Annotated in this window: 12 protein-coding genes; 3 read left to right on the forward strand and 9 right to left on the reverse strand. The window is 46.3% G+C overall.

The features are described from left to right. Positions 1-167: 167 nt before the first annotated feature. Positions 168-1040, reverse strand: coding sequence for a nucleotidyltransferase-like protein (locus A4U59_RS20190; RefSeq protein ID WP_066175347.1), 873 nt, complete (start codon positions 1038-1040; stop codon positions 168-170). A gap of 141 nt (positions 1041-1181) precedes the next feature. Between A4U59_RS20190 and A4U59_RS20195 the strand changes: the two genes are divergently transcribed. Then, positions 1182-1544: a YgzB family protein gene (locus A4U59_RS20195; RefSeq protein ID WP_066175349.1), complete on the forward strand. Its 363-nt coding sequence runs from the start codon at positions 1182-1184 to the stop codon at positions 1542-1544. Between the two features lie 93 nt (positions 1545-1637). On the opposite strand, the gene perR is transcribed toward A4U59_RS20195, so the two are convergent. The 8 genes from perR to lepB form a co-directional block, all read right to left on the reverse strand. Beyond that, on the reverse strand, positions 1638-2075 hold the full coding sequence (perR, locus tag A4U59_RS20200; protein WP_425388931.1) for a peroxide-responsive transcriptional repressor PerR: 438 nt from the start codon (positions 2073-2075) through the stop codon (positions 1638-1640). A gap of 191 nt (positions 2076-2266) precedes the next feature. Then, positions 2267-2821, reverse strand: a complete 555-nt coding sequence (locus A4U59_RS20205) for a cob(I)yrinic acid a,c-diamide adenosyltransferase (RefSeq protein WP_066175355.1) — start codon at positions 2819-2821, stop codon at positions 2267-2269. Positions 2822-2825: 4 nt separating this feature from the next. Continuing rightward, positions 2826-3779, reverse strand: coding sequence for a D-2-hydroxyacid dehydrogenase (locus A4U59_RS20210; protein ID WP_066175357.1), 954 nt, complete (start codon positions 3777-3779; stop codon positions 2826-2828). A 340-nt stretch (positions 3780-4119) separates the two neighbouring features. Further along, entirely contained in the window at positions 4120-5232 is a 1113-nt protein-coding gene (locus A4U59_RS20215; RefSeq protein WP_066175366.1) for an aminopeptidase, read from the reverse strand. A gap of 184 nt (positions 5233-5416) precedes the next feature. Then, entirely contained in the window at positions 5417-5887 is a 471-nt protein-coding gene (bcp, locus tag A4U59_RS20220; protein ID WP_066175359.1) for a thioredoxin-dependent thiol peroxidase, read from the reverse strand. Positions 5888-6039: 152 nt separating this feature from the next. Continuing rightward, positions 6040-6474 carry a potassium channel family protein gene (locus A4U59_RS20225; protein ID WP_066175360.1) on the reverse strand — a complete coding sequence of 145 codons (435 nt, stop codon included), beginning with the start codon at positions 6472-6474 and terminating at the stop codon, positions 6040-6042. An 87-nt stretch (positions 6475-6561) separates the two neighbouring features. After that, the gene (locus tag A4U59_RS20230; protein WP_066175362.1) at positions 6562-7038 is read right to left on the reverse strand and encodes a GNAT family N-acetyltransferase; all 477 of its coding nucleotides are present in this window, start codon (positions 7036-7038) and stop codon (positions 6562-6564) included. A gap of 79 nt (positions 7039-7117) precedes the next feature. Further along, positions 7118-7627 carry a signal peptidase I gene (lepB, locus tag A4U59_RS20235; RefSeq protein WP_066175368.1) on the reverse strand — a complete coding sequence of 170 codons (510 nt, stop codon included), beginning with the start codon at positions 7625-7627 and terminating at the stop codon, positions 7118-7120. Positions 7628-7783: 156 nt separating this feature from the next. On the opposite strand from lepB, the gene A4U59_RS20240 reads away from it, so the two are divergent. Together A4U59_RS20240 and A4U59_RS20245 are read left to right on the forward strand one after the other, a co-directional pair. Then, positions 7784-9076, forward strand: a complete 1293-nt coding sequence (locus A4U59_RS20240; RefSeq protein ID WP_066175364.1) for a glutamate-1-semialdehyde 2,1-aminomutase — start codon at positions 7784-7786, stop codon at positions 9074-9076. Between the two features lie 304 nt (positions 9077-9380). Then, positions 9381-13856, forward strand: a complete 4476-nt coding sequence (locus tag A4U59_RS20245; RefSeq protein ID WP_066175370.1) for a glutamate synthase-related protein — start codon at positions 9381-9383, stop codon at positions 13854-13856. The last annotated feature ends 566 nt before the right edge of the window (positions 13857-14422 follow it).

A 14422-nucleotide genomic window follows, 5' to 3' on the forward strand; every position in this document is an offset into this window, starting at 1 on the left:
TTCCGAATGCCGCCGCGTTATGGCGACTTTATTAATATAACACACTGACCAACTCAAGTCAACATGTTTCAGAAAAGCTGTTTTAAAAAAACTGCTACCGCCGCTGTTCGTTTTCAGCGACGGTATATAACTTACCATGTTATTTAGTTATCCGTCAATAACTATTCTTAAATTTCCTTTGCTTTATACTTCCGGTGGAAAATCCCCTTTCCTTTTGTTTCGACTTCAACATCTTCCACCAGCCCTTTATCAATTAAATGTTCCAGCATCGCCCCAAGATCCACTGAGTAGCTTTTCAGCTCCGCTTTATTCATCAAATCACCAAATGACCACAGTCCTTCCTGTGAACTGATAACATCGAGCATGTGGGCTGCTCCTGTACGGGTCCTGGAGTTGATCGAATATTCGCTTGCCAGGAGAAGCAATTCAATTTTCTTTTGAAGGGACTCGTCACTTTCTACAAGTTCTTGATAGAGTTTATAAATTTCCGGCTCAATCCGTTTCACCTGATTCCAGACGGTCACCTCCGGGTGGAATCCGTTTTCGATTACAGACAGGCGGGCCAGGTGATGAAGCGCATGGACAATATTGTTATACGCATCTAAATAATGCTGTGATTCATACAGCTCTTTGCCTTCGGTAAAGCGGCGGATGAGTTTTGCAAACTCGACCCCCATCCTGTATTTTCGGTCAGCAGGAGGGAATTCCCTTAGCCGCTCCCGCTCCTTTGCGATATATTCATTCCGTTCAAAAAGCACCTGTCCATTCAACACCCAATCGACCGCACGGCGGTGCGATCCTTCAAGAATCCATTCCTTCACCTGGTGTTCTTCCACAAGGTGAAGCGCAGCCTTTTTATCCTGGAACTCATAATGTTTTACATACCACGGCATTTCAAGTTCTTCCGCAATCACAAACAAAATGACATCAAAATTGTCCGTTGACGCACTGAATTCATGTTTTTTCTCTATTAATAATATTCCCAGGGTTCCGGGATTGCCGGCCCTTTCCTGGTATATTGGCCGTAAAAGATCCTCCATATTGATTCCTCCACCTGAATTTAAATAACGAAATCATCAGTTTGAAACTTCGACAGCAGGTGTGAAACTCCTTTTTTAATGGCCGATTATTTATTGCCGGGTCTTTTATTATGCTATACAATAACTCTGGGAGGGAATAGTATGGGCCTTAAGTATTCAAGCAAGATCAATAAAATCCGCACCTTCGCTTTAAGTTTGATTTTTATCGGAATAGCCGTTATGTATATAGGGATCTTTTTCCGGACAAGCCCATGGCTGATGACTTCATTTATCCTGCTCGGTTTTTTGGCCATCATCGCAAGTACTGGCGTGTATTTCTGGATCGGAATGCTTTCAACAAAAACCGTTCAGGTCGTTTGCCCGAATTGCGGAAAACCGACAAAAGTGCTCGGCCGGGTAGATATGTGCATGCATTGCAGCGAACCGCTTACGCTCGACCCTGACCTGGAAGGCAAAGACTTCGATGAGAAATATAATCGTAAACAGCCCTCAAAAACAAAATAATCTCAATTTTTTGCAAAGGGTATGTTAAAGGATATTGTTCCAGTAATACAAAAAAGAAACCCGAAAGGCCGGTCAATTGCCTTTCGGGTTTCTTTAATGTTCCTTCTTTTGCCGGCAAGCCGGGCATACTCCGTAGATTTCCATACGATGGTGGCTTACATCGAAACCGGTTACCTGCTCAGACAGTGTTTCCACTTCATCCAATCCCGGATAGTGGAAATCTACAATCTTGCCGCATTCATTACAGATGATATGGTAGTGGGTCGTTGTATTGCAATCAAACCGGCTGGAAGAATCTCCGTAAGTGAGTTCCTTTACCAGGCCTACTTCTTTGAAAACCCTCAGGTTATTATAGACCGTTGCGACACTCATATTCGGAAATTTACCTTCAAGCGATTTATATATATCATCTGCGGTTGGATGAGCCTCTGATTTAATCAAGTATTCCAAAATCGCATGACGCTGTGGAGTAATGCGCACTCCGGCATCTTTCAACGTATCCAATGATTCATGCAAACGATCAGTAAGCACCGTCATGCACCCCTTTTTTAAAGCATTCTTATATTATAATATTTATAATCAGTGTACCTGTTCTTGTATCTTTTTGTCAAACATCTGTATCCGTAAACGTTTGTAATCTGGCTTCTGATCGGTAAAACGCGGTTTCTTTTCCTTATTAATATTCATTCTTATTATATATTTATTCCCAACACCATCTTTTGTTACACATTATCCTCGTGCAAGTTGGGCTCTGTTTTCCCCTCTTTATAATTTACATAACGGGCCGCCACAAACAAAAAATCGGAAAGCCTGTTTAAGTAGCGGATAACGAGCTGGTTAACGCCCTCTACTCCGATGGCGCGCCGCTCTGCCCGCCTCGCAATGGTCCGAGCCGAGTGAAAAGCTGCTCCAGCTCTGCTCCCGCCCGGCAAAATGAAACTTTTCAAAGCCGGAAGCTCCTCTTCCCACCTGTCGATTGCTTTTTCCAGTTCTTCAATATCGCTGTTTGTGAGTTTCCATTTGACCTTCTTGCCTGGAGGCGTCGCGAGTTCTGCCCCTACGTGGAACAGCACCGTTTGCACTTTGTTCATGATTTCAAGAATATCCAAATCGCCTTCCCACTTTTGGGGAGTCAGGTGGCTCACAGCAACACCGATCATGGAATTCGCTTCATCACACGTTCCGTAAGCTTCAACACGCACATCCGTTTTAGGCACCCTGCTTCCGTAAATGAGAGATGTTTCACCCTTGTCGCCCGTTTTTGTATAGATTTTCATTAAATCAATACCCCCTGTCCGGATCGATTACATTCATGTATTCACCTTCACCCGTCTGATAAACAGCAAGATTTTGCTCGAAAATCTTAAAAGCCCTGAAATGATATTCGGGAGAAATACCTGACAAATGTGGTGTGACAGTGACGTTTCCCATTTCCCAAAACGGATGGGATTCCGGGAGCGGTTCTTGTTCGAATACGTCCAGCACCGCATGAGAAATAACATTTCCCTTCATCACTTCAATTAATTCCTTCTCATTGACCGTATCCCCGCGGCCGATGTTAATAAACACCGCATCGCGTTTCATGCTGTGAAAAACATCCCTGCCGAACATTTTTTTCGTATCAGGTGTACTCGGCAAAACCGAAACGACATAATCTCCCTGCGCAGCAGCTTTCTTAAGATCAGCGGATTTGTACATGACATCAATGTCAGCGGCTTCCCTGCCGCTTCTGCTCACACCGATTGTTTTCATGCCGAAAGCCCTTGCAAGCCTTGCGATTTCACTTCCGATTGCTCCTGCACCGGCAATAACGAGCGTTTTTTCCGACAGCTCGGACATTTTTACGGTACGGTCCCACTTCTTTTCCTTCTCGTGGGCTATGAGCGTTTTCGTTTTCCTTGCCGTCTGCAGCATCATGCCTATTGTATATTCAGCCATCGGCGTCTTATGTATGCCTCTTGCATTTGTAACGAGAATATTCCGTTCTTTGATGGCTGCAAACGGCATTTTATCGAGTCCTGCCGACAAAACCATGATCCACTTCAACTTTTTGGCTGCAGCAATTTTCCCCTCGTCCAGGTCTTCCCCATAAGTCAGCAGCACTTCTGCTTCAGGCAATTCCTTAAGCGCCTCCTCATTCATGCGGCGCTGAAAAGAGAACTTCAGATCAGGATGTCTCTTCCTGGTTGTTTCGCGTATTTCTCCATTCACTCTTGCCGTGCAAAGGATAAACATATCTGTCCCTCCTATCCAATTGATAACATTCTTTTGCTGATATTGTACCTGAAAAATCTGAATGCTTATATTAAAAGGTATTATGGACAGTTTTTGAATGAGTAAAGATAATTTGAAAATGGTTTATTCCCCAGGTTCCCATCAGAAAAATCTTGCGCTGGCAAGGGACTCAACTCGTTTTCCGCAGGCTTCCGTGCGAGCCTTCTTAACTATCACACATAAAAAAAACAGCAGGCCGGAACCCGCTGCTGAAATTGAGGAGGTATTTCTTCATTAATACTATACTCACCTGCAGCAGGATTGACTAAACAGGAGCCCGGATGCCCGAAAAATAGGCGTATTACATATTCAGCCGGCAGGGATTCAAACGAGCCAATTCTTCTATGACGAAACGCCCGTTTTGGCTGATCAGCCTGTCGTCGAAATAAATCTCTCCGCCGCCGTATTGCTCCCTTAAAATCAGGACCATATCCCAGTGAATCGCTGATCTGTTGCCGTTATCAGCATTTTCGTACGCTTCTCCCGCAGCGAGATGGATGCTTCCCGTGATTTTTTCATCAAAAAGGGCATCGCCCATCGGCTGCCTGATCAGCGGATTCAGACCTACCGCAAACTCACCGAAGTATCGGGCTCCCTCATCCGTGTTGAAAATTTCATTCAGCCTGTCAGCTTTATCGGCATCTGCCCGGATGACCTTCCCGTTTTCAATTGTCAGAGCAACCTTCTGAAAGACAATCCCTCTGAATGTACATGGTGTGTTGAAAGTGATGGTGCCGTTCATACTTTCCTTCACTGGTGCTGAGTACACTTCTCCGTCCGGAAGGTTCTTTTCGCCTGTGCACGAAACGGCAGGCATGCCTTTTATCGAAAATTCCAAATCGGTGCCCGGCGCTGCTATCCTCACTTTATCCGTCTTCTTGATCAGTTCACGCAAAGGTTCCATCGCTGAAGCCAGCATCTGATAGTCAATGCTGCACACATCAAGCACAAAATCGGAAAAAGCCGAAGTGCTCATGCCGGCTTTCTGGGCAAGGGACCTGGACGGATAGTTGAGAAGGACCCAGCGGCGGTTATTGATATAAAACTCATGGACATCTTTCAAGGACCGTCCATATAAGGAAGCTTTATCTGCCGGTATATCGGAAAACTCAGCGTCATTCTCCTCTGCAGACACAATAATAACCGCATCTATATCCTTGTATTTCTGCAGCTCCCATTCCGCCTGGATGCCGAGCTGTTCCGCATTGAACCCCATAGCCAGCTCGCGGTAGATGTCATCATCAAGAATTTCAGCAAAGGGATAAGCCCCCATTTCATAAGCCTTCTTAATCAGTTCGATGACAAGCGGCTTCCCCGGCGCATGGGCCTGAATCAAAACCCGCTCGTTCTTTTTAACCTTCACCGAATGGCTTAACAAATTGCCGGCAAGCTTTGTGAGGCGGGGGTCTCTCAACATAAAAACACCTCTTTTCAAGTGACTGTGTTAAAACGTAATGGTAATAAAATCGCCGGCAAAATCGCTCGCTTCCCTGGAGTCATCCCGCTATTTGACTTCGCTTGATGATCAACAGGTTTATTGGCATGCCAGACTTCCCCGGCTGTATAGATAGACGAAGAACCTCCTTGGCAGGAGGTTCTCAGGATAGGTTTTCCTTTATGTAGTTGAGCGCTTCTTCTACATGGCCTTTCACTTTGACTTTGCGCCATTCTTTTGCCAGTTTTCCTTCTTTATCAATGACAAAAGTGGAACGTTCGATTCCCATGTATTCTTTCCCGAAATTTTTCTTCAGTTTCCAGACCCCGTATTCCTCTGCCGCTTTATGATCTTCATCTGCAAGAAGAAGGAATGGCAGATCATGCTTTTCAATAAATTTTTTATGGCGTTCGACCGGATCCGGGCTGACACCAAGAATGACGGCATCCAGTTCCTTAAAGCTTTCGTGCTGATCACGGAAATCGCAGGCTTCAGTAGTACAGCCAGGTGTCATGTCTTTCGGATAAAAATAAAGGACTACGTTTTTTCCTTTAAAATCAGACAAGGTTACATTTTCACCATTATTCGCCGGCATCGTGAAATCCGGTGCGGCTTTTCCAACTTCAGTCGACAAGATAACCCCTCCAGTTCATATTAAATATTCCGCTGATGCAGGCAGTAAAAGCTTCAATGCTTCTTTTCCGCCGCAGTCATTGTTCCCTTTTAAGGGTAACCAATTTGGAGGGGGATTACAACTTTCATCTCATAATCAATTATTGCCGCTTCTTATTCCTGGCGTTCCTGTTTCTGGTTTTCATACTTATCATTGTCGAACACTGTCCGGACGAGAAAAGCGGCCGGCATGATATATCCGATCATCGCTTCAATCACTGCAATGGCCCGGCCTGTGCCAACCGGCGTGATGTCTCCGTATCCAACCGAAAACAGGGTGACTGCACTGAAGTACATTCCGGTTTCAAGCAGCTGCAGAAACGTCCCTTCTATTTGGGAACCTGCTTCTGATAATACGGTGAACCCGTTTATCTCCAATAGAATATAAATCATTCCAAAACCCGTTAATACAGTGGCATACACCGTTATTAAAAGCAGCGCATTTTCAATGGGAAGATAGGCTTGCTTCGGCCGGTCCCCTTGAATCAGGGACTTGAGGCTGCTCCCCAGCAAAAAGACGGTGCAGGCAATCAATACAATCGGAAACATGTCCCATCACCTCACTATAATATATAGAAGGCGATTGAATAACATGCTTATTTTGGAATCCGGAAAAGATAAAGGCAAGGATCTCAGCTACAACATTTTTTCAAGTTCAATCTCGTCCCTGATCGGAATACCATGATTCCCCACTAAAGGAATCTCCGGCTTTCTCATTCTGGCCTTCTCAACTGCATTCTTATAAACACCGGATATGGAGAACCCTCGTTTTTGATAAAACGCCAGTGCCTTCAAATTGTCGTTTGTCGTAATAAGGGTCAGGCGTTTACATTGATTTTGCACAGCTCCATTTTCTACTGCCTTGATAAGCGCGGAACCAATTCCTCTTCCTTCCTTAATGCTATCAAGCGAGATGATTTCACAGGCGTCACCTTTAGTGATATATGTAATGAGGCCAATAATTTCTCTGTTATCGCCTAGATATGCAAAACCGTCCAATTTGCTGCAATCATAAACACCGCTGGAAATAACCATTTCCGGGCTCCCCCAGTGTACACTGAAAAAATCAATAACTTTATCAGTAGACAAATCACCAGTTCTCAGAAGTTCCATAAAGCCCCTCCCCTATTTAATTTGCAACAGGACGACCTGAAACCACAACAAAGGGAGCGGATATCCGCTCCCTCAATAATCATTCAACTGTCCGCAAACGCGGGATAGGATAAAACACAATTTCCGTTTTCCCGACGATATCATCGTCTTTAATTAAGCCAAGGCCATTCCGGCTGTCTTTGCTGACGAGCCTGTTATCACCCATAACATAAATTTCCCCTTCAGGTATGATGATCGGATCGATATTACCCGTCAGCATCATGCCGAGCTTTCGGGCCTGATTCCGATTGTCAGATAGGTACGGCTCTTTGATAAGTTGTTCATTGACATACAGTTCATCATTTTTCACTTCAACTTTATCTCCAGGCAGCGCAACAACCCGCTTTACATAGTGTCTATCCTCAGTACTATCCTTTATAATGACAATATCGCCGCGTTCAGGCTGGTCGACAAGATAGACCGCTTTATTGACCATCAGCCTTTCCCCATCGTGGAGCGTCGGGTCCATTGAAGCCCCTTCAACGATATACGGCGCGAATACATATGTTTTTATAAGTACGACAGCGACAAAAGCAATCGCAAATGACATCGTCCATTCTGCTGCAGCCCGAAATTTACCTTTCTCCAACCATAATGCCCCCCGGTGTGGAATGTTTCGATTACCACACCATTGTAACACAAAATCCGGTTACAGAGGACAAACCGAATGTTAAACTATGTAAAGAGAATGACAAGGAGGATTTTGATGAATTTCACCAATTCCGAGAAACTGCATAACAGCGCGCTTAACCATATCGTCGGCGGAGTCAACAGCCCTTCCCGATCGTTTAAGGCAGTTGGCGGAGGGTCACCTGTTTATATGGAAAAAGCGAGCGGCCCTTATTTTTGGGATGTGGACGGCAATAAATTTATCGATTACCTGGCGGCTTACGGGCCGATCATCACCGGCCATGCCCATCCGCATATTACCGAAGCCATTACGAGAGCAGCAGAAAACGGCGTTTTGTACGGGACTCCGACAGCACTGGAAAACAAATTTGCAGTTATGCTGAAGGACGCTATTCCTTCATTAGATAAAGTCCGGTTTGTTAACTCGGGTACAGAAGCAGTCATGACAACAATCCGTGTTGCCCGCGCCTATACGAATAGGACAAAAGTGATCAAGTTTGCGGGATGCTATCATGGTCATTCCGACCTTGTGCTTGTCGCAGCCGGTTCGGGACCTTCCACTCTCGGAACGCCGGATTCAGCCGGTGTTCCAAAGAGCATCGCCCAGGAGGTCATCACCGTCCCTTTTAATGATATTGAACCTTTTGAACGCGCCCTGGAAAAATGGGGAGATGAAATTGCCGCTGTTCTTGTCGAGCCGATTGTCGGTAATTTCGGCATCGTTGAACCTGTGGAAGGATTCTTGGAAAAAGTAAATGAACGATCCCATAAAGCTGGAGCACTCGTTATTTATGATGAAGTGATCACCGCTTTCCGGTTCATGTACGGCGGGGCACAAAACCTTCTTGGAATCGAACCCGATTTGACGGCCATGGGAAAAATCATTGGCGGCGGACTGCCGATCGGGGCTTACGGAGGGAAAAAAGAAATTATGGAACAGGTGGCCCCGCTCGGGCCCGCATACCAGGCCGGTACGATGGCAGGCAATCCCGCTTCCATGTCAGCCGGCATCGCCTGTCTGGAAATCCTTCAGGAAGACAGGGTTTACGAGAAACTTGATGAACTGGGAAGCATGCTGGAAACCGGAATTCTCCAGCACGCAAAAACGTACGGCATCCCCTTATCCATTAACAGGCTGAAAGGTGCGCTTACCGTTTATTTCAACAGCGGAAAAGTCTACAACTATGCACAGGCGGAACAATCCGACGGAGAAATGTTTGCCAGGTTCTTCAAATTGATGCTGAACAAAGGAATCAACCTTGCCCCTTCAAAATATGAAGCATGGTTCATTACTACGGAACACAATAAAGAAGATATCGAAACGACTTTGCAGGCAGTCGGCCAAACATTCAAAGAAATGAGCAAATAATGAATAAATATACATCATTATTCATCGGATGAACATATTTTGTTCATCCTTTTCTTTTTTTGACTTTTTGCAAACGCTTACAAACAAAGGCTTTTAATTATTCCCGCTCAAATCAGGCGATTGAAAGATTTATTTTCCATATCCATAGAAATGAATAAAAAATTGATTTTTTCTTAAAAGCATGGTAAGATTAGTAATACAATTCTGAAAATTATTCCATCCGGAATAGATTTCCTTTTTTTCTTCTTATTGTTAAAAAACTTTCATATAAAAAACTTCAGGAGGTGGGGCCCAGGTGGCCAAGTTGAACAAAGACAGGAATCCAGGCACTTTCAAAAATCATCATTTATTTGAACATGATGCCTGCGGTATCGTATCAGTAATTGAAAAAAAGAATGTTCCTACACGACAAAACATCGATGATGCCATCGATGCTCTTGTAACCATGAACCATCGCGCAGGCTTCATCAATAATGAAGGAGACGGTGCGGGAATCCATATTGACATCCCGCGTGAACTCTGGAAAAAGAAGCTTGACGCAGCAGGATTGGATGCAAACCTCGCAGATCATCCTGACTTCACAGTCGGCCATATCTTCATCAACAGGCTGAACGAACCCGAACAAGTCAAATCTAAGCTGAGAGCGTTACTCTCCAACTATAATTTCAATCTCATTTTCGAAACGGACAAGTGCACGAACACTACTGCACTTGGGCCTCTTGCTGTCCAGGAAGAACCGGTATTCTGGCAATTCGCTATGCTTCCTGAAGAAGGAGCCGCTGAAATCGAACACAAATTATTCGAAATCTCGGTCCTTGCTGAAAAGGAGTATCCCGTGCATGTCGCTTCCCTCAGCAGTCACCATGCTGTTTATAAAGTGATGGGTGCCGGCGACACGTTAAGAAAATACTATACCGACCTGGAAGACCCGTTGGCGGCTTCTTCCATGACGCTTGGACATAACCGTTATTCCACCAACACACTGTCGAACTTTTTCCGTGTCCAGCCGTTCAGCATACTCGGCCATAACGGGGAAATCAACACGATCTCCAAGCTCCGTGACGAAGCAGAAACGCTTGCTGTCCCTCTTGCTGAAGGCGGAAGTGATTCACAGGACTTGAACCGGACGATCGAAACGTTCATCAAACGGGAAGAACTGACCTTATTTGAAGCAATGGATGTCCTCTTTCCGCCGATTGTAAATGAAATCAAGGCGTATCCAGATCACCTTCAGGATTTGTATACTTACTTGCGTGAAGCATGGGGACATTTTGCTCAGGGTCCTGCGGGTATCATATCCCGCTATAAAGATGAAGCAGTATTCAGTGTCGATTCACTTGGACTTCGTCCGCTCTGGATGCTGGAAACTGAAACATCCTATTACTTTTCTTCAGAGCCGGGAATCATGCCGAACAGTGAGTATACCGCTGAACCAAAGCCTCTTTCTCCCGGGGAAAAGGTCGGCTTGAAGCGTGAAGAAGGCAACGAAGAAATCACGGTATTTGACTATCATGAATACCAGGAAGAAGTGTACCGCCGTTTCAGCGATAGATTGTCGTTTGAAAACAGCAAATCAAGGCTGTATCATGCCGAATATCCTGAGGCAGCGTCTGCTTCGATGCCAATGAAAGTCCATAACGGCCATTATGCCGCCTTCGGCTGGGAACGTGAACAAATCCAGCTGGTTGAGCAAATGGCGGATAAAGGCGCCGAACCGATTCGGTCTCTCGGTCATGATGCTCCGCTTGCGGCCATTCATCCAGGCAGGAAGAATATTGCTGATTTCATCAAAGAAAGTGTTGCTGTTGTCACAAACCCGGCGATTGACCGCGACCGTGAAGCTGAACATTTCTCCACACGCACGATTGTCGGCAAACGCCCGGCCCTGTTCAAAAAAGAAAAGGTCAGCAAAGTTGTCGAACTAAATTCCCCAATCGTACTGGAAGGGAAAATTGGAGCTGAACTGAGGGCGCAAAACCAGCAGCCTTCTTATGAGCAGCTTGTTGATGCTTTCCGCGCAGATATGCTGTCTTACCAACTGTCGACGACATTCAGTGAAGATGAATCAGTGGAAGAAGCGCTGAACAGGCTGATCGATGAATCCTTGAATGCAATTGACAATGGTACTGAACTTATCATTCTTGATGATGCACAGGCTCATAAAGACGGCCAGCTCTGGCTCGATCCGCATCTTGTCATTTCGGCTGTCGACCAGGGACTGAATGACCAGAACCGCCGCCGCGATTGTTCACTTGTGCTGCGGTCAGGCGCAATCCGCTCTCTGCATGATATCATTGTGGCCTTCGGCCTTGGCGCTGATGTTATCAGCCCGTATATCATGTTTGCAACAGTTTCTGAAGACTCGCCAGAACCAGCCGATAATCTATATCAGGCACTGAATAAAGGCCTTGAAAAAGTGATTTCAACAATCGGTATACATGAGCTTCGCGGCTATGGACGCTTGTTCTCTGCCATCGGCCTCAATGAGGAAATCGCTGACAGGCTGCAGGTCGTTAACTACTTCGGATCGAAGTCACTAGCTTATAACTTTGAGGCTCTTAAGAAAGACAGCCTTGAAAGATTGGAAGAGTACGAGAACGAAAAAGCCCGTCCAGGCAAGCTGTTCCATGTATTCCCAAGAATCTGGAAATCAATCGGCGACATTTCTAGAGGAAAACCGTACGATGAATATAGAGAAAAGCTTGAAGGCATCGAAGACAAAAACCCGATTACAATACGCCACTTGCTGAATCTGAAAAAGGGCATCAAGCAAGTGCCGCAAGACAAAGTCAACATCGGCGTAAAAGATCACAGCCTTCCATTCGTGATCAGCTCCATGTCTTTCGGTTCACAAAATGAAGTGGCTTTCCGTGCGTACGCCGAAGCCGCAGATAAACTGAACATGGTCAGCATGAACGGTGAAGGCGGAGAAATCAAAGACATGCTCGGCAAATATCCGCGCACGCGCGGACAGCAGGTCGCTTCAGGCCGTTTCGGTGTCAACGCTGAACTGCTGAACTCTTCAAACCTGCTTGAAATTAAAATCGGCCAGGGTGCAAAGCCTGGCGAAGGCGGCCACCTGCCGGGTTCAAAAGTTACGGCAAAAATCGCCGAAGCCAGAAATGCTACAATCGGTTCTGACTTGATCTCTCCTTCAAACAACCATGATATTTATTCGATCGAGGATCTTGCCCAGATGATCACCGAACTTAAAACGGCCAACGACCAGGCAAAGGTTGCAGTTAAAGTGCCTGTAGTTCCGAATATCGGTACGATTGCAGTCGGCATAGCGAAGGCAGGCGCTGATATCATCACAATCAGCGGGTTTGACGGCGGAACAGGTGCAGCAAGAATCCATGCACTCCAGCATGTCGGCCTGCCGGTTGAAATTGGCGTAAAAGCTGCCCATAATGCCCTTGTGGAAGCAGGAGTCCGCAATACAGTCGAAATTTGGGCGGACGGCGGCATCAAGAGTGCCCTCGATGTCATGAAGGTCATGCTGCTTGGCGCAAACCGCATCGGCTTTGGTACATTGTCCATGATTGCCATCGGCTGTACAACTTGCCGCGGCTGCCACCTTGACTCCTGCCATGTTGGGATCGCCACCCAAATCGAATCAGAGGCTCAGGCGAAAGAACACGGACTGCGCCGCTTTGTGCCGCGTCAGAATGACCTGGCTGTCGAAGGACTGATGAATCTGTTCACTGCATTCGGAGAAGAACTGAAGCAGCTGACAGCATCCCTTGGCTTCGATAATACCCAGGACATTGTCGGCCGTTCCGACTTGCTTGAACAGGTTCGCGGCAAGGAGAACATGGATCTGACTGCTCTTATAGAACGCCTTGAACTCAGGGAGCTTACCCATCAGGAAGTCGCCGCTTCAATGGAACAGTCAGGACTCGCTGTTGCTGTCGGAGCTGAGTACCTTGATTCAGAAGTCCAGCAGCTTGACGAGTCCCGTGAATACCAGGCAGTGACATCCGAACAGCGTGTGCTCGGAAGCAGGGTTTCATGCCACCGAGTAAGAGGCCGGCTGGACGGTTCTTACCGGAAACTTCCTGATGTCTCGCTCAAATATCTCGAAGGGTCCATTCCGGGCAACGGACTGGGGGCCTACAATACAGAAGGCATCAACATTTATGTTGACGGCGGAGCCCAGGATGGCATCGGCAAAACTTCTTTCGGCGGCAACATCTTCGTCTTGAAAGGCAAAGGAAAAGACGGCCGTTATTATAACGGCTCGGTCGGTAAAGGGTTCGGGTACGGTGCCCAAAAAGGATCACTCTTCGTCCAGGGCAATGCAGACTCCCGCGCCGGCATCCGCCTATCTGGAGCAGATATTGTAGTCGGAGGAAAAGTCAGCCGGAAAATCCCGGCACAGGAGCACGGCAACATCGGAGTTCATTCCAATATCAAAGGTTTTGCATTTGAATATATGACAAACGGCCGCGGTCTCGTACTCGGCGATCCGGGTCCATGGGCATGCGCAGGTATGACTGGCGGCGTCGTCTACCTTCGCCACCAGCCTGAAATGGGCCTCACCCGCGATGCGATCGAGCGCCGAATCGCCAAAGGCGCAAAAGTGGCCATCGAACATGTCAATGAACAGGGCATAAAGGACATTACCGAATTGCTTGAAAAATATGCTCAAGTTTTGAAAGAACAGCAGCAGACAGAAGAAGCAGAAGAAGTCCTCTCCCTGCTGGATGACATTGACGGAAACTTCCTTCAAATCATTCCAGCCAAGGAACAGGCTGACCCTTCCGTCTCTACTGAATAATGCATCCACTATATAAAATCCCGCATCGTGAGCGATGCGGGATTTTTTTATTAGTATACTTTTGAAAGCCAATACCGATTTAGTAGATGTTAATTTTTATCAAATATACAACAAGATGATATTTGTTCTTGTTAAATCAAAGGGCAGGGTTGTTAAATATCTGCTGTCCTGAATCTTGCCCGTTCCTTTCCGCTGCAGGCATCAGCTTAAATCCTATCAGATACAACCCCCATTTTCTCCAACAGGAAAGAATTGTGATTGATCAATCTTTCCCCGGCATTGCTATTTCGATTGGGTGTCAATTAGTTTTTACACATGACTGTCAAATTGTTATCTGGATAAGCAAAAACAAGCAACTTTCAGGAAAAAGGTTTTGAATGAAGCAATTAACCCTCCATTTGAAAACCAGAACTTATAAGTAACTGAGAGTCCTTCAATTAAAGAATAATGAGCTCGGGTATACCTGGCCAAATAGGCGGGGAATCACTTCACGCACCAGTTGATTGGAGCGGAAGGGGCTCGACTCCTGCGGGAGCAGCGGGACAGCTGAGACCCCGGAGGAGCGT

The sequence above is a fragment of the Bacillus marinisedimentorum genome, from assembly GCF_001644195.2.
Lineage (GTDB): Bacteria > Bacillota > Bacilli > Bacillales > Bacillaceae_O > Bacillus_BL > Bacillus_BL marinisedimentorum.

Excerpts from the sequence above, each read along its gene's own strand:
- A4U59_RS20190 (WP_066175347.1), bottom strand. The coding sequence starts at position 1,040 with ATGGAGGATCTTTTACGGCCAATATACCAGGAAAGGGCCGGCAATCCC.
- A4U59_RS20195 (WP_066175349.1), top strand. The coding sequence starts at position 1,182 with ATGGGCCTTAAGTATTCAAGCAAGATCAATAAAATCCGCACCTTCGCT.
- A4U59_RS20205 (WP_066175355.1), bottom strand. The coding sequence starts at position 2,821 with ATGAAAATCTATACAAAAACGGGCGACAAGGGTGAAACATCTCTCATT.
- A4U59_RS20210 (WP_066175357.1), bottom strand. The coding sequence starts at position 3,779 with ATGTTTATCCTTTGCACGGCAAGAGTGAATGGAGAAATACGCGAAACA.
- A4U59_RS20225 (WP_066175360.1), bottom strand. The coding sequence starts at position 6,474 with ATGTTTCCGATTGTATTGATTGCCTGCACCGTCTTTTTGCTGGGGAGC.
- A4U59_RS20230 (WP_066175362.1), bottom strand. The coding sequence starts at position 7,038 with ATGGAACTTCTGAGAACTGGTGATTTGTCTACTGATAAAGTTATTGAT.
- lepB (WP_066175368.1), bottom strand. The coding sequence starts at position 7,627 with ATGTCATTTGCGATTGCTTTTGTCGCTGTCGTACTTATAAAAACATAT.
- A4U59_RS20240 (WP_066175364.1), top strand. The coding sequence starts at position 7,784 with ATGAATTTCACCAATTCCGAGAAACTGCATAACAGCGCGCTTAACCAT.